The organism is Streptomyces sp. NPDC087906 (assembly GCF_055584925.1).
Genome location: NZ_JBVJLC010000001.1, coordinates 776,166 through 794,120, shown reverse-complemented (window position 1 = coordinate 794,120; position 17,955 = coordinate 776,166). Strand labels below are relative to the sequence as shown.

Annotated in this window: 16 protein-coding genes; 7 read left to right on the top strand and 9 right to left on the bottom strand. The window is 72.3% G+C overall.

What is annotated here, in order from left to right; all coding sequences use genetic code 11:
• Positions 1 to 245 precede the first annotated feature (245 nt).
• Positions 246 to 758: an EF-hand domain-containing protein gene (locus ACZ63I_RS03515; protein ID WP_041988541.1), complete on the bottom strand. Its 513-nt coding sequence runs from the start codon at positions 756 to 758 to the stop codon at positions 246 to 248.
• Between the two features lie 38 nt (positions 759 to 796).
• The gene (locus ACZ63I_RS03510) at positions 797 to 1,171 is read right to left on the bottom strand and encodes an STAS domain-containing protein (RefSeq protein ID WP_469334891.1); all 375 of its coding nucleotides are present in this window, start codon (positions 1,169 to 1,171) and stop codon (positions 797 to 799) included.
• 205 nt (positions 1,172 to 1,376) lie between these two features.
• Here ACZ63I_RS03510 and ACZ63I_RS03505 point away from each other — a divergent pair, with 205 nt between their 5' ends.
• Positions 1,377 to 1,958 (top strand): sigma-70 family RNA polymerase sigma factor, encoded by a 582-nt coding sequence (locus ACZ63I_RS03505; RefSeq protein WP_469334890.1) that lies wholly within the window; start codon positions 1,377 to 1,379, stop codon positions 1,956 to 1,958.
• On the top strand, positions 1,955 to 3,379 hold the full coding sequence (locus ACZ63I_RS03500; RefSeq protein ID WP_469334888.1) for a maleylpyruvate isomerase N-terminal domain-containing protein: 1,425 nt from the start codon (positions 1,955 to 1,957) through the stop codon (positions 3,377 to 3,379). The genes ACZ63I_RS03505 and ACZ63I_RS03500 overlap by 4 nt, the downstream gene beginning before the upstream one ends.
• 58 nt (positions 3,380 to 3,437) lie before the next feature.
• Here ACZ63I_RS03500 and purU read toward each other — a convergent pair whose 3' ends face one another.
• Both purU and ACZ63I_RS03490 read right to left on the bottom strand, forming a co-directional pair.
• Positions 3,438 to 4,391, bottom strand: a complete 954-nt coding sequence (gene purU, locus ACZ63I_RS03495) for a formyltetrahydrofolate deformylase (RefSeq protein ID WP_469334887.1) — start codon at positions 4,389 to 4,391, stop codon at positions 3,438 to 3,440.
• A 33-nt stretch (positions 4,392 to 4,424) separates the two neighbouring features.
• Positions 4,425 to 4,871 (bottom strand): SCO4402 family protein, encoded by a 447-nt coding sequence (locus ACZ63I_RS03490; RefSeq protein ID WP_469335544.1) that lies wholly within the window; start codon positions 4,869 to 4,871, stop codon positions 4,425 to 4,427.
• Positions 4,872 to 5,045: 174 nt separating this feature from the next.
• Here ACZ63I_RS03490 and ACZ63I_RS03485 point away from each other — a divergent pair, with 174 nt between their 5' ends.
• Positions 5,046 to 6,326: an ABC transporter substrate-binding protein gene (locus tag ACZ63I_RS03485; RefSeq protein ID WP_469334885.1), complete on the top strand. Its 1,281-nt coding sequence runs from the start codon at positions 5,046 to 5,048 to the stop codon at positions 6,324 to 6,326.
• Positions 6,327 to 6,377: 51 nt separating this feature from the next.
• Here ACZ63I_RS03485 and ACZ63I_RS03480 read toward each other — a convergent pair whose 3' ends face one another.
• A complete protein-coding gene (locus ACZ63I_RS03480) occupies positions 6,378 to 7,805 on the bottom strand; it encodes a hypothetical protein (protein WP_469334884.1) in 1,428 nt (475 codons plus the stop codon).
• A gap of 225 nt (positions 7,806 to 8,030) precedes the next feature.
• Entirely contained in the window at positions 8,031 to 9,425 is a 1,395-nt protein-coding gene (locus ACZ63I_RS03475; protein ID WP_469334882.1) for a transcriptional regulator, read from the bottom strand.
• Positions 9,426 to 9,711: 286 nt separating this feature from the next.
• Between ACZ63I_RS03475 and ACZ63I_RS03470 the strand changes: the two genes are divergently transcribed.
• The 3 genes from ACZ63I_RS03470 to ACZ63I_RS03460 are packed head-to-tail and all read left to right on the top strand — an operon-like array spanning position 9,712 to position 12,841.
• On the top strand, positions 9,712 to 10,395 hold the full coding sequence (locus ACZ63I_RS03470; RefSeq protein ID WP_469334880.1) for a bifunctional DNA primase/polymerase: 684 nt from the start codon (positions 9,712 to 9,714) through the stop codon (positions 10,393 to 10,395).
• Positions 10,396 to 10,436: 41 nt separating this feature from the next.
• Positions 10,437 to 11,255 carry an ABC transporter ATP-binding protein gene (locus ACZ63I_RS03465; protein ID WP_469334878.1) on the top strand — a complete coding sequence of 273 codons (819 nt, stop codon included), beginning with the start codon at positions 10,437 to 10,439 and terminating at the stop codon, positions 11,253 to 11,255.
• Positions 11,252 to 12,841 (top strand): transporter, encoded by a 1,590-nt coding sequence (locus tag ACZ63I_RS03460; RefSeq protein ID WP_469334876.1) that lies wholly within the window; start codon positions 11,252 to 11,254, stop codon positions 12,839 to 12,841. Before ACZ63I_RS03465 ends, ACZ63I_RS03460 begins: the two co-directional genes overlap by 4 nt.
• Before the next feature lie 595 nt (positions 12,842 to 13,436).
• Here the strand turns inward: ACZ63I_RS03460 and ACZ63I_RS03455 are convergent.
• A complete protein-coding gene (locus ACZ63I_RS03455; protein ID WP_469334874.1) occupies positions 13,437 to 14,285 on the bottom strand; it encodes an alpha/beta fold hydrolase in 849 nt (282 codons plus the stop codon).
• Between the two features lie 493 nt (positions 14,286 to 14,778).
• Positions 14,779 to 15,471, bottom strand: coding sequence for a metal-dependent transcriptional regulator (locus ACZ63I_RS03450; protein ID WP_469334872.1), 693 nt, complete (start codon positions 15,469 to 15,471; stop codon positions 14,779 to 14,781).
• Positions 15,472 to 15,634: 163 nt separating this feature from the next.
• On the opposite strand from ACZ63I_RS03450, the gene ACZ63I_RS03445 reads away from it, so the two are divergent.
• Positions 15,635 to 16,390 (top strand): SIS domain-containing protein, encoded by a 756-nt coding sequence (locus ACZ63I_RS03445; RefSeq protein ID WP_469334871.1) that lies wholly within the window; start codon positions 15,635 to 15,637, stop codon positions 16,388 to 16,390.
• A gap of 73 nt (positions 16,391 to 16,463) precedes the next feature.
• Here the strand turns inward: ACZ63I_RS03445 and ACZ63I_RS03440 are convergent, their stop codons facing one another.
• The gene (locus ACZ63I_RS03440) at positions 16,464 to 17,867 is read right to left on the bottom strand and encodes a PAS domain-containing protein (RefSeq protein ID WP_469334869.1); all 1,404 of its coding nucleotides are present in this window, start codon (positions 17,865 to 17,867) and stop codon (positions 16,464 to 16,466) included.
• Positions 17,868 to 17,955 lie beyond the last annotated feature (88 nt).

The following is a 17,955-nucleotide window of genomic DNA, read 5'->3' as shown; positions in this document are numbered from 1 at the left end:
CTCCGGCCTGTGACGGTACGCCGTAAGGACACAACCCGGTATCGGCCGCAGGCCGGTGCGTACGCCACGCTCAGTGACGCAGCAGAGTGCTCAGGCCAGAGCTGCCGCCTGCCGCCAGCCGCCTGTCCAGGCCGAGTTGCCACCGGAGGCGGCCGGCGGCCTGCGGCTCCGGCGGTCTACGGCGCTCCGGCGGTCTACGGCGCTCCAGTGGCCTTACGGCTCCGGCAGCTCACCACTCCGGCGGCTTACGGCTCCGGCGTGACGTAGTACTCGGCGAACGCCGCGAGGATCTCGTCCTCGCTGACCTTGCCGTCGCCGTCGGTGTCGAGCCGGGGGCCCACCTGGGCCGCCAGATCGGGGTCGACCCCCAGGACGCGCAGCGCACGGCCCAGCGATTCGAGCGCGACACCGCCGTCGCTCTCCTCCGCGATGGCGACGGCCGCGCTGAGGAACGGCCGGGCGATCTCGGCGAACCGCTGGGGGCTGTCCCGCAGCCGCTTCACAGCGCCTGTGACGAACTCCAGCCGCGTGACCCGCTGATCACCGTCCACATCGGCGATCCCGGCCATGCCCTGCCAGAACGCCTCGGCCCCGCTGTAGAGCGCCTGGCCCTTGTCGGAGCGGGCCGTCGTGCCGAACTCGGCGAGCAGGGCAGCGGCCGCCGCGCTGAAGTCCTCGCGATCGATGTAGCCGCTGTGGTCCTGGTCGAAGGCGGCGAAACGGGAAGTGATCTTGCCTTCGTATTCTGCGCTGTCCATGTCGGGAGCGTACGACTCCTGAGGGGCGATGTGTCCACTTACGCGGACAGCGGCTGAGCCTGCTCGTCGACGGCCGAGGGAACATCCGGATAGACATCGAACAGACGGCGCACTCCCAGCGCCGCCAGCACCCGGTTGACGTGGGAGCCTTCGGCGGCGCCCCGGTCGGGCAGAATCAGATGGAACCGGCCGTGGCAGGAGCGCATCAGCCGGCGCGAGGCGACCAGGACACCGACCCCGCTGGAGTCGCAGAAGAACACCTCGGACAGGTCGAGCACCAGGTCACGCCGGCCGGCGGCGACCGCCTCATGGACGCGCTGGCGCACTTCGGGTGAGGTGATCAGATCCAGCTCGCCGATGATGTGCAGCACGGTCCACGGACCGGATGCTGTCTCGTCCACCTTGAGCGTCACGGATCTGGACCCTTCCTCGTCCGGAAGCAATCCGGAACGTACCCTTCCGCGGATCGCTGTTCCGGGGCCCCTGCCCGGTGCCCGTACGACGAAACCTCCGGTCGGCGAGGCTGGCTTTGACGGGGGCGCACTTGACGCAAAGGGGCGTGCGTTGTCCGCCATGCCGACTACATTCGAAGCAGAACCACAGGCGTTGGGGGGTCGGATGGCGAAGGACACACCGCCCCGCTGGGACCGCAGGATGCAGCAGCGGCTCGCGCGGGGTGAGGCAGCCGCGCTCGGAGAGCTGTACGACCGCTTCGCTTCCCTGGTGCACAGCCAGGCCCAGCGCGTGCTCGACGACGAGGCGGCGGCCGACGCGGTCACCCGCGAGGTCTTCGGCCACGTCTGGGAGAACCCCGACGGGTACGACCCGAAGCAGGGCTCCATGAAGTCATGGGTGGCGAAAGTCACACACCGGCAGGCGGTCCTGCGGCTGCGTCAGACCGAGACCGCCGCGTACGAGGCGGGCGGCGGGGACGCGCGGGACGTCGACCCGGCGCAGGCCGCCGAGCTGGAGCAGAAGGTGCGCAGGGCGTCGGCAGAGGCACGCGCCGACTTCATCGTCACGTCCATGCCCGCGCCGCTGCGGGCCGCGCTGGACCTGGCGTACCACCAGCGCAAGAGCTGCCGCGAGACGGCGGACGACCTCGGCGTGACGGAGGAGGAGACCCGCCGCAGGCTGCGGCTCGGTCTGCAACTGCTGTCCACGGCCGCCAACACCCCGCCGGACGGACGTGCGCTGTGACGGGCCCCTTGGACGACGACGGCGCGAGCGGTACGGGCGGTACGGGCGGGCCCGGCGGTACGAGCGGGCCCGGCGGTACGAGCGGTGCGAGCGGGCCCGGCGGTACCGGCGGACCTGGCGGCAGCGGCGGGTCCGGGTTTCCCCTGATACCCGGCCCGCGCCCGGCCGCTGACAACCTGGACCCGCTCCCGGACGAGCCACCACCGCCCCCGCCGACCGCCGCACCGGCCGAGACCGAGCCGGCGGCCGAGACCGAGCCGCCCGAAGAAGTCCCGCACGCCGTGCTCATGTCGCTCCTCGGGGCCTGGGCCCTGTTCGCCTGTTCCGCCGAGGAGACCACCCTCGTCGAGGAGCACCTCACCGAATGCGCCGCCTGCGCCGACGAGGCGCTGCGGCTGCGTGACGCCGTCGAACTGCTCAGGACCGACCGGAGCCTGGACCTCGACCCGCGGCTGCGCTCCCGCGTCCTGGCGAGCTGCCTCAGCCGCAGGCCCGCCCGGATACCGGTGCCCGACTGGGCCGCTCCGTACGACGCCGAGAGCGCCCGGCTCGACGCGCTGCTGCGTGACATCGGCGCGTCCGAATGGCACACGGCCGTCCGGCTCAGGTGGTTCGAGAACGACAAGCCCGTGTCGCGCGGCACGACGGTCGCCGGGGTCATCGGCCATCTGCTCACCGTCGACGGTCTGGTGGCGGCGGCGCTCGGCCTGGACGACCCGCTGACGGACCCTGAAGACGCCAGGGCCGAGGGACCCGAGGGGAATCGTCCCGCGGGGCCCGGGACGCCGCCCGTGGCGCCCACCGAGCGCACGGAGCGGTTCTGGCGGGCCGGTGCGCGGCAGCCGGCCGGCGGCGCCACCCATGAGCGCTGGCGTGAGCAGAGTCACAGCCTCGTCCGTACGGTGTCGTTCGCCGGCCGGGGCGCCGCCGAGCTGTCCGTGTCGTACGGGGACTTCGCGCTGCCGCTGCGTGACGCGCTGCTGGAGCGCGCCTTCGAGTGCTGGGTGCACGGCACCGACATCGCGGAGGCGGTGGCCTACCCGTACGACCCGCCGAGCGCGGCCCATCTGCACGGCATGGTCGACCTGGCGGCCCGGCTGCTGCCCGCCACGCTGGCGGCGCGGCGCCGCGCCGGGCTCGCGGCGCCCGCCCGGCATCTGGTGGCGGCGGGGGCCGAGGGGCGGTCGCTGCATCTGGAGATCGAGGGGGCGGGCGGCGGTGACTGGTACATCCCGCTGGACTCACCGGGCGCGATCGGCTCCCCCGACCGGGCGGTGGCCCAGGTCGCGCTGGACGGGATCGAGTTCTGCCAGCTCGTGGCGGGACACGTGGCGCCCGAGGAGGCGGCGGCCGGCCTGGACGGCGACCGCGAAGCCATCAGGGACGTCCTGCTCGCGGCCGCTGCGATGAGCCGGCTCTGACCCCGACGGCGGGGCGTCCGACCGCCAGGTGAAGACGGCCGCCAGGTGAAAACACCCGTCAGGTGAAGACGACCGTCCGGTGCCCGTTGAGCAGAATGCGGTGCTCCGCGTGCCACTTGACCGCGCGGGCCAGCGCTTGGCATTCGACGTCGCGGCCGATCGCCACCAACTGCTCGGGGGTGACCTGGTGGCCGACGCGCTCGACCTCCTGCTCGATGATCGGGCCCTCGTCCAGCTCCGCCGTCACATAGTGCGCCGTCGCGCCGATCAGCTTCACCCCGCGCGCGTGCGCCTGGTGGTAGGGCTTCGCGCCCTTGAAGCTCGGCAGGAAGGAGTGGTGGATGTTGATGAGCCGGCCGGTGAGCTGCTTGCACAGGTCGTCCGAGATCACCTGCATGTAGCGGGCGAGCACGACCAGTTCCACGCCCTCGTCCCGCACCAACTGGAGCAGCTCGGCCTCGGCGAGCGCCTTGCTGTCCTTGGTGACCGGAATGTGCCGGAACGGGATGTTGTAGGAGGCGGCGAGTTCGGCGAAGTCGGTGTGGTTGGACACGACGGCGGCGATCTCCACCGGCAGGGCGCCGATGCTCGCCCGGAACAGCAGATCGTTCAGGCAGTGGCCGAACTTCGACACCATCAGCACGACCCGCATCCGCTCCTCGGCGCGGTGGATCGCCCACTCCATCCGGAACGAGTCGCCGACGGCGGCGAAGCTGGCGCGCAGTTTCTCCACGGTGACCGGCGTCTCGGCGGAGAAGTGCACCCGCATGAAGAACAGCCCCGTGTCGTGGTCGCCGAACTGCTGGCTGTCCTCGATGTTGCAGCCGGTCATGAAGAGGTAGCTCGACACGGCGTGCACGATGCCCTGCCGGTCGGGGCACGACAGCGTCAGCACGTACTGCTCGGACAGGCCGGGCTGCTCGGACCGGACGCGCTGTTCGGACCGGACGCGCTGCTCGGACGGACCGGGCGCCGGCTCGGCGTTGGCCGGTGGCTGCGGGACGGGGCTCATGACCCCAGAGGATCCCACACCCGCCAGCGCCGGTCAGGCCGTACGCGTCATGATCCGCAGCACGTCGAGCGACTGCGGCACCGTGTCCGGGTCCTCTGAGTCGTTCACCGCCAGCCGTACGTGGGCCTCGCGGGCGGCCCGTACGGCCTCCGGCCAGCCGTGGTGCTCCAGATAGGCCGACACGGGCGCGTCGGCCCCGACCTGGTGCATGATGCGCAGCACCCGCAGCACGGCCACGTCCACGAGCGCGGCCTCGCCCGAGTCGCGGAATATCGTGCCGACGTATTTCTCCGCCGACCAGTTGTCCAGCCAGGTGTCCTCGACGAGCCGGTACACGGCGTCGGTGACGTCGCCGTACCCCTCGCGGCCGGCCAGCCAGTAGTCCTGGTGGAAAGCGGGATCGGAAAGCATGTGCAGCGCCGAGCGCACGTTGCTGCGCCAGCGCCACCAGGGCATGTCAGTAGGCGGCATGCCGACCATGGTGGACGAGCGACGGGCACGACGGGAAGAGTTATCGGAAGCTTGCTGCACGGTCGTTGATCGTACGGTCCGTACGGAGGCGATCGTCCGTCCCCCCGCAATTCACCGTCACGTCACCCGGTGTTGATCCACCCACACACCTGCGTTACCCGTGAGCCGGAAGCCTGCCTGTCCATGACTGGTCGGCGACGCCCCACCGTGCCCCACACCTTCCGTGCCACCAAGATCCGCGCCCTGTGTACCGCGCTGGCCGGTGCCTCCCTCCTCGCCGGATGCGGCGCGCTCCCCGGCACGTCGGACAACTCGCGGCAGCCCGTCACCGTCATGACCTGGGCGCCGGTGGGCACGAACGCGACGAACCAGCCGGGGATGCCGGCGATGGCGAAGGCGTTCGCCCGCTGGGTCAACAACGCGGGCGGTATCGACGGCCACCAGCTCCGCATCGTGACGTGCAACGAAGGCAACACCGCCGCGGGCGCCGCGACCTGCGCGCGCGAGGCCGTGGACAAGGACGTGGCGGCGGTCGTCGGCTCGTACAGCCAGTTCGGCCAGCAGTTCCTGGCGCCGCTGGAAGGTTCCTCGATCCCGTACCTGGGCGGCTACGGCCTCACCGACGAGGAGTTCAGCAGCTTCGTCTCGTACCCGGTCAACGGCGGCCAGGCGACGCTCCTCGCGGGCAACGGCAAGCAGCTCTCGGCCGGCTGCGAGAAGACGGCGCTGGTACGGCCCGACACCGTCGCGGGACTCGACCTGCCGAGCCTCCTCGATGCGGGACTCGCCCAGGGCCGCAGGCCCGCGACCTTCGACATACGGGCCCCCGAGGACGCCACCGAGTACACCGGGCAGGCCGAGAAGGCCCGGGACGACGCCGAGGACGGCGGCTGTGTCACGACGCAGCTCGGCGACCTTACGGAGACGTTCGTCGACTCCTACCGGCGGCTCCCCGACGACGGCAGGGACATCAAGCTGTCGTCCGTGATCGGCTCGGTCGACCAGCCACTCATCGACAGCACCGGCGGCAAGAACGGCCCGCTGGAGGGCGCGCTGGTCACCGGCTGGTACCCGGAGTCGAGTTCCACCGCGTGGCGGCCGATGCGGGACGTGATCGACAAGGAAGCCTTCGGGGACAACTCCATCGACCCGGACAGCACCGGGGTGCAGACGACCTGGATCGCGTACACGGCGCTCAAGAAGGTCATCGAGTCGATCGACGACAACACCGTCACGGCGCGGAAGATCATGAACGCGCTGAGCCGCGGTGTGACGGTCGACACGGGCGGCCTCACCCCGCCGCTGCGCTGGCGGTACGAGGACATGCTCGGCGCCCCCGGCTTCCCCAGGATCGTCAACAGCGACGTGACGTTCCAGGAGGTGCGCCAGGGGCGGCTGGTGGCTCAGCGGAAGGGCTTCGTGGACGTCGGCGGGATCCTCGCCGGCAGCGAAGCCACCCCCTGAGCCGCCGAGCCCCCGGGGCCCGGCCGCGCTGCCGAGGGGGCGAACAGGGCCTCACAGCTCCGTGGAGGCCCGCTTCGTGAGGCCGTACTTCGCCGCGATCGAGTTCCACAGCTTCGACGCCTGGTTCTTCGCCTTCGTGGCGTCGCCGCTCGACCGGTTGGCCTCGGCGGCGGCCTGCGTCCTGCGCGCGTGGCCGCCCTTGCAGTTCTTGCCGCGCTTGGACTGGTCGGCCCAGTCCGCGTAGTGGTCGTCGGCGGCGGCCGATGCCTGCCAGCCCTCGGTGAGCGCGGACGCCAGCTCCTCGTGGTTCGGGAGCTGGTCGATCGAGATGCCCTTGAGCTGGTCGACGAGCGCCCTGCGCTGGCCCGCGGCGTCGCGCAGGTCGTCGGACGCCTGGTCCAGGTTGTCGCAGGACCCGATGTCGCCGACCGCCCTGATGACGGCGGCGCGGCTGTTGTTGCTGGTCGCGAGGAGCTTGTCGAGCGATTCGGCCTGGGGCTTCGCCGGGTCGTCCGCCGTCTGCGAGGACGGCGCCGTGGCGGGTGAACTCGCCGAGGCGACAGGGCCGCTGTCGTCCTGGCCCTTGTCGTCACCGCCGCTCATCAGCGCGCCGGCGCCGAGCCCGATGATGGCGCAGCCGACGACGACAGCGGCGATCAGCGGGCCCTTGGACGACTTGCGGCGCCCCGCGGCTCTGCCCTGCGGCGGCTGCGGGTCGTAGCCGGCCGGCTGGGGCTCGTACGGCCGCGGCGGGCGCGGCGGGCCCGCGGTGTACTGGTCGAACTGCGGGAGCTGCTGGGTCGAGTCCGGGCTCTCCTGCTGCGCCGGGCCCTCGGTGCGGAAGAGGCTGTCGAACTCGGCGGGCGGCGTCCGGTCCTCCGGCTCGCCCTGCCGGATCCCGTACGTGTCCGCGGGCGGCGCCGGGGGTTCCTGCGCGGGGACGGGCGCGATGAACTGCGTGGCCTGCTCGTCGGGTCCCGAGCCGTGCTGGTGCGGCATCTGCGCCGGCATGTGCTGCTGGGACATCTGCGGGGGCATGTGGGCGATGTACTGCGTCGCGTCCTGGTCACCGCCGGGCACCGGCGGCAGGTACTGCGTCGCGTCGGCGCTGCCCGGCGCCGGGACCTCGGCGGGCAGGGGCTGCGGCAGCGGCTGCGGTCCGCCGTACGAGACGTCCTGCTGCTGGCCGTACCCGCCGCCGCCCTGCGCCCCGCCGTACGAGGCGCCGTCCTGCGGGCCGTACGACTGCTGGGGGTATCCGGGCCCCTCCTGGTAGGTCTCCCGCTCCTCCGGGCCGTCCTGCGGCCCCCAGGGCTGCCCCCACGGACGGCCGCCGGCGGGCGCGACATGCTCCCCGGCCTGCTCCCGCGCGCTGGCCGGGTGCCAGGGCTCGCTGCCGTCACCCGGCAGCACAACGCCTTCGTGCGCGGGCCGAGCGGCGGGGTGCTGCGGCTCATCCCCTTGTCCGCTGTGCGTCACCGGGACTCCTACGTGTGGAACGTGTGGACCTACCGAATCGTCGGTTCACGCTACCGGGTGAATCAGGGGCTCGGCCACGCGAGTGGTCGCGGCAGGTCTCCGGCCCGTCAAAACGCCGTCATACGGCCGGAATTCGTCCCTTCCACGCCCCTCAGCACCTCGTCAACCCGCTGCCTCGACCCACAGCGTCAACCCACCACGTCCGGCTGCCCCGGCAACCGCGTCTCACGCCGCCTGGATCTCCAGCCGCGCGCCGAACTCCCGCACCGCGGGCTCGTTCCCGTACGGCTCAAGGCGCTGCTGGAGATCGTCCAGATACTCGGCGCCCCTGCTGGAGCGCAGCGTGCCCAGCAGCTCCACGGCGCGGGTGCCGGTCTGGCACGCCTCCTCCACCTCGCGCGCCTGCACCTGGGCGCTGGCCAGCAGGACAAGGCCGATCGCCCGGCGCCGCGCGCGGCTCTCCGGGTGGCCCTCCAGCGCCTCGCCCGCATGCCGGGCCGCCGCGTCGGGACGGCCCAGGTCCCGGTAGCAGTGCGCCAACTCGTCGGCGAGATAGGCCCGGTCGAAGTGGGTGATCCAGTCCGGGTCGTCGCCCGAGACCTCGTTCGCCCCGTCGCCGGCATGCTCCAGCGCCGTCAGCGCGTGCCCGGCGACCGCCTGGCAGGTGCGGGCGTCGCCCATCAGGGCGTGCCCCCGCGCCTCCGCCGCGTAGAACATGGCCTGCGCGCGCGGCGGCACCTGGCCGCGCGCCCCCTCCTGCGCCGCCCGCGCGAGCTGCGCGATCTCCCGGGGGTTGCCGAGCTGCGCGGCGAGATGGCTCATGGACGCGGCCAGTACGTACCCGCCGTAGCCGCGGTCCCCGGACGCCTGGGCCAGCCGCAGCGCCTGGATGTAGTAGCGCTGGGCGAGACCCGGCTGGCCGGTGTCGATCGCCATGTACCCGGCGAGTTCGGTGAGTCGGGCGACCGCGCCGAAGAGCCGGCGGCCGACCGCCTCGCGGTAAGAACCGGCCAGCAGGCCCGAGACGACGCTGTTCAGGTAGTGCACGACGACCGGACGCACATGGCCGCTGCCGAAGCGGTGGTCCAGGTCGGTGAGGGCCGCCGTCATGGCCCGTACCGCCTCGACGTCCGAATCGCCCACCCGCGCGCCGGTGGTACGCGCGACCGCCGCGTCCGCGCCGGTGATCAGCCAGTCCCTGCTGGGCTCGACGAGCGCCGAGGAGGCGACGGCGGAGCCCGACAGGAAGTCGCGTCTGCCGACGTCGCTCCGCCACAACTCGCTGACCTGCTCGATCGCGCCGATGACCGTCGGCGCGAACTGCAGGCCGACACCCGAGGCGAGGTTCTTGCCGTTGGCCATGCCGATCTCGTCGATCGTGACCGTACGGGCCAGCTTGCGGCCCAGCGCCTCGGCGATGATGCCCGGCGCACGCCCGCGCGGCTGCTGCCCGCGCAGCCAGCGCGCCACGGACGTCTTGTCGTAGCGCAGGTCGAGACCGCGCTCGGTCCCCACCAGATTGACCCGCCGGGCCAGCCCGGCGTTGGAGCACCCGGCCTCCTGGATGAGCGCCTGGAGCCGCTCGTTCGGCTGGCGCGCTACGAGAGGTCTGGCTGCCATGGATACCCCCTGTGGCCGCAGTGATCAGCTCAGCGATCACTGCCCGGCAGTGGTCCGAAGAATGCGCATGTTCGGTGATATCGGAGAAATTCGAATCTCGTCCCGAAACATGGCCCGGAACCCGGGCGGACAGCACTCTCGCACTGTTCCCCGCACAGGGTTACCCGCAGATCGGCACGCTCCCCCACGCGCGCCCCCGCCCATGCACCGGTGCGCCCCGGATGCGGGATCGACGCATTACGGCGCAGGGGGCGCGCGCCCGTAACCCGAGGTGGTGCGGGGAGTTGTGCTGTTCGTGGAAGAGACCATCGGACTCACGGACGCCGCCCAGATCCCGAAGCAGCGGGGCGACCTGCTGCTCGACAGTGCGGTGAGGTACGCGGAAGAGCGGCATTGGGACGTGTTCCCCGGCACCTGGCTCGAACCGGTGGAGGGCGCGGAGCGGTGCTCCTGCGGCGAGAGTGACTGCGCAGCGCCGGGGGCGCACGCCACGGGTCCCGACTGGGCGACGCGGGTGACCGGCAGCGCGGTCGCCGCCCGCGAGCTGTGGTCCCAGCAGCCCCTGGCCTCGATCCTGTTGCCGACGGGCCGCACCTTCGACGCCCTGGACGTACCGGAGTCGGCCGGCTTCCTCGCGCTCGCCCGGATGGAGCGGATGGATCTCACGCTCGGGCCCGTGACCCGCACCCCCGACCGCAGGATGCTGTTCTTCGTCCTGCCGGGCGCCGCTCCCAAGGTGGACGACCTGGTACGGAAGCTGGGCTGGGCGCCCGCCTCGATCGACCTGGTCGGCCGGGGCGAGGGGCATTACGTGGCGGCCCCGCCGACCCGGATCGGCGGCGCCGCCGTGCAGTGGGCCCGCCGCCCCACCCAGGCGAACCGCTGGCTGCCGGACGCCGACGAGCTGATCAGCCCGCTGGCGTACGCGTGCGGTCAGGAGGCCGCGGCGGAACGGTCGCGCCGCGCCTGACCTTCAGCAGCCTCAGCGCCGCCCCCTAAGGTGGGTCGTCCATGGGGGACACGAAAGGGGCTGTGCGGGCGATGTCGCAGCAGACGGAGGAAAAGGCACCAGCGGTCCGCGTCGAGGGGCTGTGGAAGCGCTTCGGTGAACAGATCGCCGTCGCCGGTATCGATCTGGAGCTGCCCGCAGGCCAGTTCATCGGCCTGGTCGGCCCCAACGGCGCGGGAAAGACCACCACCCTGTCGATGATCACGGGCCTGCTGCGGCCCGACCAGGGCCGGGTGAACGTGGCCGGGTACGACGTGTGGCGCGACCCGGCCGAGGTCAAGGCGCGGATCGGCGTCCTGCCCGAGGGCCTGCGGCTCTTCGAGCGGCTGTCCGGGCGTGAACTCCTCGGCTACATGGGGCGGTTGCGGGGGCTGCCCGGCACCGAGGTCGACAAGCGCGCGACGCAGCTCCTCGACGTCCTGGACCTGGCGGGCGCCCAGCACAAACTCGTCGTCGACTACTCGACCGGCATGCGGAAGAAGATCGGGCTCGCCGCCGCGCTGCTGCACAACCCCGAAGTCCTCTTCCTGGACGAGCCGTTCGAGGGCGTCGACCCGGTGTCGGCGCAGACGATCCGCGGGGTCCTTGAGCGCTACACGACGTCCGGCGCGACCGTCGTCTTCTCCAGCCACGTGATGGAGCTGGTCGAGTCGCTGTGCGACTGGGTGGCCGTGATGGCCGCCGGCCGCATCCGCGCGCAGGGCACACTCGCCGGCGTACGGGGCGACGCGACGTCGCTGCAGAACGCGTTCCTCGAACTGGTCGGCGCGCAGGGCCGCGACAGCGGCGAGACGCTCGACTGGCTGGGCGGCGCCCGGTGAACACCGCAGCCCTCACGCCCGTCTTCGTCCGACTGAAGCTCTCGCTCCTGCGCAACGGGCTGCGCCAGTCGTCCGGCAGGGCCGCCGCGTACATCGCCTCGGTCGTCGTCGTCCTGCTCCTCGCCGCCGGCGAACTCCTCGGCCTCGTCCTGCTGCGCGGCCAGGACCACATCGCCTCGCTGACGGTGCTGCTGACGCTGGTGCTCGCCATCGGCTGGACCGTGATGCCGCTGTTCTTCCCCAGCGGCGACGAAACCCTCGACCCCACCCGGCTGGTGATGCTGCCGCTGCGGCCCGCCCCGCTGATCGGCGCGCTGCTGATCACGTCGCTGGTGGGGATCGGCCCCCTCTTCACCCTCTGCCTGCTGATCGGCTCGGCGTTCGCGACGGCGCACGGCGCCGCGGCCGTGGTCGTGGCGGTCATCGCCGTACCGCTCGTGCTGCTGGTGGCCGTGGCCCTGGCCCGCGCGGTGGCGGCGGCCAACATCCGGCTGCTGACCTCCCGCAAGGGCCGCGACCTGGCCGTGCTGAGCGGCCTGGTCATCGCGGTCGGCATCCAGGTCGTCAACTTCGGCATCCAGCGCCTCGGCGACGCGGGCGGCCTCTCGGCGCTCACCCCGACCGCCGACGTCGTCCGGTGGATCCCGCCGGCCTCGGCGATCGGCGCGATCCAGTCGGCGAGCGACGGCTCGTACGGCGCCGCCGTGGCCCAACTCCTGCTGGCCTTCGCGGCACTGGCCCTCGCGGTGAACGCCTGGCGGCGTTCGCTGGTGAAGCTGATGACGTCCCCGGACGGCTCCACGCTCGCCGCGGCGGAACCGTCCCGCAAGGAGTCGGGCGGCTTCAGCCGGCTGCTGCCCGAGGGCCGTACGGGCACGGTGATGCTGCGCAGCCTGCGGTACGTGTGGCGCGACCCGAAGACGAAGGCGGCGTGGGTCACTTCACTGGTGATCGGCCTGATCGTGCCGCTGTTCAACGCGCTTCAGGGGGCCGGGACGATCTACTTCGCGTGCTTCGCCGCGGGGATGCTCGGCATCCAGATGTACAACCAGTTCGGCCAGGACACCTCCGCGTTCTGGATGGTCGCGCAGACGATCACGACGACGCGCGACGCGTACGCCGAACTCCGCGCCCGCGCCCTCGCGTTGCTGCTGATCACGCTGCCGTACTCGGCGCTGGTCACGCTGGCGACGGCGGCGCTCCTCGGCGACTGGAGCGCGTTCCCCGAGGCGCTCGGCCTCTCGTTCGCGCTGCTGGGCGCGATGCTGGCGACCGGCGCTGTGGCGTCCGCGCGGTTCCCGTACTCGATCCCGCAGGACAGCGGCTACAAGAACGTGGCGCCCGGCCAGGCGGGGCTGGCCTGGATCTCCATCTTCGGCGGCATGCTGGGCGCGGCCCTGCTGTGCGCGCCGGTCCTGGCCGTGACGATCTGGCTCCACGTCACGGGCGAAACGTCCTGGACGTGGCTCCTGCTCCCGGTAGGGGCGGCGTACGGGGCACTGCTGACGTGGACGGGCCTAAGGGTGGCGGCGCCGCAGACGTCGTCACGCTTGCCGGAGATCTTGCTGGCGGTCAGCAAGGGGTAGTCGCCGTCCGGCGGGGTGACCGGTCCGGGTTGCCGTTGTCGCCGTCCGGCGGGGTTCACGTGTCTTGGTTGCGGTTGTCGCCGGGGGCCGTTCCGGGGTCGTGTCCTGCGCTGCACGATTTACGGCGCGCACTCGTCCCACACGAGGTGCACCCGGACATGCGCCGCAAATCACGCTTTACGCTCCGGACACCACCCCTGCACGACCCCCTTCAGCCCGCACGCCCGCATCGGGTGTTCCCGGCCACCGGCCGGAAGGGACCGGACGCCCACGCCAGGGACGCAGCCGCACCCCGCACGCACCCAGCCACCCGCGCCCACGCGGGCGCTGAGACCGGGACCCACCGGGGGAAGGGGGCCGGGGCCGCAGGAGGGGGGTGTCCGGACGTAAAGCGTAGGAGCGCTAGCGATCGAGCAGTCCGGACACCCCCCTCCGGAGGCCCCGGAACCCGGCAGACGAACAACGCACCGCAACCACCGCACCCCGGCCGCCCCCACCGGACGGCGACACCGCAGTCCGGACACCCCCCTCCGGAGGCCCCGGAACCCGGAACCGGGCAAGCGGGCCGCACCCCAGACCCCCCGCAACCACAAGCTCACCGCGTCAGGACGCCGTTCAAGAACGGCTCCACCGCCTCGCGCCATTCCTCCGGCCGGCTGTAGTGCAGCAAGTTCCCGCCGTCCGCTATCTCCGCGTACTGCCCTCGCGGCAGCACCCGCACCATCTCCTGCGCCTCCGCCCGCCCCAGTTCGCTGTCCGGGCCCCGGACCACCAGCGACGGGCACTGGACCTGGGCCAGTTCCTCCCAGTGCGCGTCGTGGACCCACGTCTCGCGCGTCGTGAGCATCTGGTGGCGGGAGAAGACCGGGTACCAGCCGTCCGCGCGCTCCGTCATGACCTCCGCGAAGAACTCGCCGCGCGTCGCGCTCGGCTGTTCCAGCCACGCGTCGTCCTCGCCGAAGAACCGCCTGACGTCCGCGAGCGACGCGAAGGGGACGGGCCAGGTGCTGAACCAGTCCTCCCAGGCCCGCTGCGACGCCGCGCCGGGCGCCGACGCGCGCATGTCGCAGATCACCAGGGCCCGCACCAGGTCGGGGCGCTTCGCCGCGAGCTGCCACGCGGTCAGCGCGCCCATCGCGTGGCCGATGAGGGTGACGGGGCCCAGGCCGAGCTGTTCGATCGCGGCTTCCGCGTCGGACACGTACACGTCCCGGCTGAACGGGCCCTCCGTCGGTTTGTCGCTGGCGCCGTGGCCCCGCTGGTCCAGGGCGACCGCGCGGTGCCGGCCCGCGAGCCAGTGCGCCGTGGCGGCCCAGTGCGAGGCCTGGCCCATGAGTCCGTGGAGCATTAAGACGCCGGACGCGGACGGCGTTCCCGGCGCCGTGAAGTCCCAGGCAGCCAGGCGTACGCCATCGGCTCCGGTCACATCGATGCGCTGCGCCACTGTCCCTGGCACCCCCTTCGGTTCTCTGATCTGAGCTCACGTTCCGGGTGGTCGTCCCGGACACCGCCAGACTATCGAACTAGCATTCGAAAATACGCTGCCGCCACCCAACATCGCTCGTTCGAGTGACCACGCTCAAGGATTGGAGCCCGTGGCCGAGGGGAGATCTTCTTCGGGAGGCGGACCGCTCGGGGATGACGGTCCGCGGGAGCCGGCCCTGGGAGCTCGGGGCTCCGGGTCGGCGCAGGGGAGGACGGGCTCCGGTACCGCGAGGTGCCGGAGCCGTCCCCACTCCGTACCCGCGCAGCGGCGCACGGGGTCGCACAAGGCAGGCGCGGAAGCGCGAACGGCGCACAACCCTGCTCCCTCCCCGACCGAGGGGCGAACCCCGGGCCGACGCTTCAGGTCATCGCCACAGCGACAGCCTGGCACGCGATTCGCCCGACCGCTGCCATTCCGGCCGGAAATCTACCGGCGTGCGCCGGCGCGTTCGTCAGCGCTTGGCGACGAACACGTGCGAGGCGACCTCCGAGCCCAGCTCGGCGGCCTCGCCGCTGCTGCCGACCATCACGCCGCCGGGCGACGCCGTCACGCTGACGACGGAGCCGGGCTGCACGCCCGCGCGCCGCAGCGTGTACATGAGCTGCGCGTCCGTCTGGATCGGCTCGCCGATCCGGCGTACGACCACGGTCTTGCCCTCGCTGCCCGGGTCCAGCTCGGCCAGGCTCACCATGCCGGCGTCCAGGAAGGGATCCGCCTTGGCCGCCTCGCCCAGCTCTTCGAGGCCCGGGATCGGGTTTCCGTACGGCGACTCCGTCGGGTGGCGCAAAAGCTCCAACACCCGCAGCTCCACCGCCTCGCTCATCACATGCTCCCAGCGGCACGCCTCCGCGTGCACCTGCTCCCACTCCAGGCCGATCACGTCGACCAGGAGGCACTCGGCGAGCCGGTGCTTGCGCATGACGCGCGTCGCCAGCATGCGGCCTTCGTCGGTCAGCTCCAGATGCCGGTCCCCCGCGACCTGCACCAGGCCGTCGCGCTCCATGCGCGCGACGGTCTGGCTGACCGTCGGGCCGCTCTGGTCCAGGCGCTCGGCGATCCGGGCGCGCATCGGGACCACACCTTCCTCTTCGAGTTCGAGGATGGTGCGGAGGTACATCTCCGTCGTGTCGATCAGTCCGGACATACGTGCCCCTCGGTAAATCGTGCGCTGGCCCTGACCCCAATTCTGACGCATACCGCTGACAACCGTGCCGCGGCGACGAGAGGCGTATTGACAGAGCAATGGTCCAGACCTCAACGTGATCGGCGGCACAGGCATTCCCCCACCCCCTTCGAAGGGCTCCTCGATGAGCGAGAGCAAGCTGGCCGGTCAGTTCCTCGATGCCGCGATCGGTCTGCTGCAGCGCGTACGGGACGAGGAGACGGGGCCGGTAGCGGCGGCCGGGGCGCTGATCGCCGACGCCGTCGCCGGGGGGAACCGGCTGTTCGCCTTCGGCGCCGGGCACTCCTCGCTCGCCGCGCAGGACGTCGTCTACCGGGCCGGCGGCTTCGCCGTGATGAACCTCCTCTGCGTACCGGGCACGACGGGCGTCGACGTGATCCCCGCGACGCTCGGCTCAGGTCTTGAACACGTCGAGGGGCTGGCCGCCGCCGTGCTCAACGCGTCGCCCGCGACCTCGGGCGACGTGCTCGTGGTCATCTCGCTGTCCGGGCGCAACACGCTGCCCGTCGAGATGGCGCTGACCGCGCGCGAGCGCGGTCTGAAGGTGATCGGCGTGACGTCCGTCGCATACGCGGAAGGGACCGAGTCCCGGAACGCCACGGGCACCTTCCTCAAGGACCACTGCGACGTCGTGCTCGACAGCAAGATCGCGATCGGCGACGCCGAGCTGACCGCCGACGGCATCGAGGCGCCGTTCGCCCCCGCGTCGACCGTCGTCACCAGCTCGCTGATGCAGGCGACGATGGCCGCAGCCGCCGGGCAGCTCGCCGAGCGCGGCATCGAGCCGCCGCTGCTGCGGTCGGCCAATGTCGGCGGCGGGCGCGAGTGGAACAGCCGCGTCATGGACGAGAACCGCGACCGGATCTTCTACCACCACTGACGCAGCCGCCGTGCGGCGATGAGCGGACGCGGCGCCCGGCCGATGGGCGTGGGCCCGGCGGACGCGCGCGAGCTCAGTGCTCGGGCAGCGCGCGGGCGAGGTCCAGGGACGTCGCGATCCTGATCGTCACATCCTCCGCGTACACGGCGTCGGGCCGTTCGAACGCGGCCCTGCTGGCGCCGCGCAGGAACGTGACCACGCCGAGCGATCTGCCCCGGCTGCGCAGCACCGTGCACAGCGCGTGCGTCGCGTCCGGCGGCCACTGCCGGGACGCCGCCCAGGTCGGCGACGGCGCCCCGCCGCCGGGCCGCGCGGGCGCGCTCGCCCGTACGGAACCGATGCGCTCCATCGCCTGGAGCGCCGGATGCCCGTCCATGTACCGCACCGGTATGCCGCCCGCCTCCACCGGCATGCTCGGCCCCGCGCCGCCGGTGGGTGTCGCCGCCGCCCGTACCAGCCGTACGGGCGCGTCGAGGCCGGACAGGCCGGCGCCGGGTCCGGTACGCGGTTCGGCGACGAGGTCGACCAGGGCGTGGTCGGCGAAGCCGGCCAGCGCGAAGTCGAGATAGACCGTCGCCGCCTCCGTCGGGTCCTCGCACTCGGCAGCCGCCCGGCCCGCGCGGTGGAGCTGGCTGGAGCGGAACCTCAGCCGGTCGCCCTCCTGCGCCGCGACCTTCACATCCGTCACGTCCATGAACAGCCAGCCGACCCCCAGCGGCACCGGCTCCTCGGCGAGCGGTGACGCCAGCCGCAGGAAACCGCTGCGCCAGCAGCGCCGCCGCTCCCCCTCGGCCGTACGGACCGTCACCCACAGCTCGACGAGCCCGCTCGGCGCACCCTCGGCCAGGACGTGGTGCAGCGCCGCCTCCAGCTCGTCCACGCCCTGCACGACCAGCTCGCCCAGCGGCCTGCCCAGCACCGCCGTACGCCCGGAGCCGAGCGCGCGGGCCGCGTGCCCGTTGACGACGGTCGGCCGCAGATCGACGTCGACGAGGACGACGCCCCAGGCCGCCTCCTCGAACAGGGCCTCGCTCAGGGCTATGGAGCGCTCAAGATCGATCTGCGCGTGGACCTCGCTGAACGCGCAGTACACCCCGGCGGGCGCGCCGTCGGCGCTGCGCACCCCGGCCGACTGGGTCCGCACGAGCACCCGGCCGCCGTCCTTGCGCAGCAGCGCGAATTCGTGCACCTGGCGGCCTGGGGTGGTCATGGCGGACATCAGCCTCGACTGCACCTCGTCGGCGTCGGCCGTGCGGACGGCCCAGCCCGCGAAGCCGTGCCGGCCGACGGCTTCCTCGGCGGACCAGCCGAGCACGCGCTCGGCCTCGCGGTTCCAGTGCGTGATCACGCCGTCGGCGTCGAAGGCGCAGAGCGCGGCGTCCATACCGTCCAGCAGGGCGGCGAGCAGGTCCGACCCAGGCCCTGACGCCGGATCGGGGCCGGGCACGCTGGTGGTCTCGCTCCGAGAAGCACTCATGCCGGCACCCCCTACAGGACGCTACGCGCGTCCAGATCATTCAACTCGAACGTGACACACCACACACAAGCTTCCCGCAAATCGGGCC

Bases quoted from the DNA above. Each gene is read 5' to 3' on its own strand.
- ACZ63I_RS03485 (WP_469334885.1), top strand. From the start codon at position 5,046: ATGACTGGTCGGCGACGCCCCACCGTGCCCCACACCTTCCGTGCCACC.
- ACZ63I_RS03505 (WP_469334890.1), top strand. From the start codon at position 1,377: ATGGCGAAGGACACACCGCCCCGCTGGGACCGCAGGATGCAGCAGCGG.
- ACZ63I_RS03450 (WP_469334872.1), bottom strand. From the start codon at position 15,471: ATGTCCGGACTGATCGACACGACGGAGATGTACCTCCGCACCATCCTC.
- purU (WP_469334887.1), bottom strand. From the start codon at position 4,391: ATGAGCCCCGTCCCGCAGCCACCGGCCAACGCCGAGCCGGCGCCCGGT.
- ACZ63I_RS03515 (WP_041988541.1), bottom strand. From the start codon at position 758: ATGGACAGCGCAGAATACGAAGGCAAGATCACTTCCCGTTTCGCCGCC.
- ACZ63I_RS03490 (WP_469335544.1), bottom strand. From the start codon at position 4,871: ATGGTCGGCATGCCGCCTACTGACATGCCCTGGTGGCGCTGGCGCAGC.
- ACZ63I_RS03445 (WP_469334871.1), top strand. From the start codon at position 15,635: ATGAGCGAGAGCAAGCTGGCCGGTCAGTTCCTCGATGCCGCGATCGGT.
- ACZ63I_RS03440 (WP_469334869.1), bottom strand. From the start codon at position 17,867: ATGAGTGCTTCTCGGAGCGAGACCACCAGCGTGCCCGGCCCCGATCCG.
- ACZ63I_RS03465 (WP_469334878.1), top strand. From the start codon at position 10,437: ATGGGGGACACGAAAGGGGCTGTGCGGGCGATGTCGCAGCAGACGGAG.
- ACZ63I_RS03475 (WP_469334882.1), bottom strand. From the start codon at position 9,425: ATGGCAGCCAGACCTCTCGTAGCGCGCCAGCCGAACGAGCGGCTCCAG.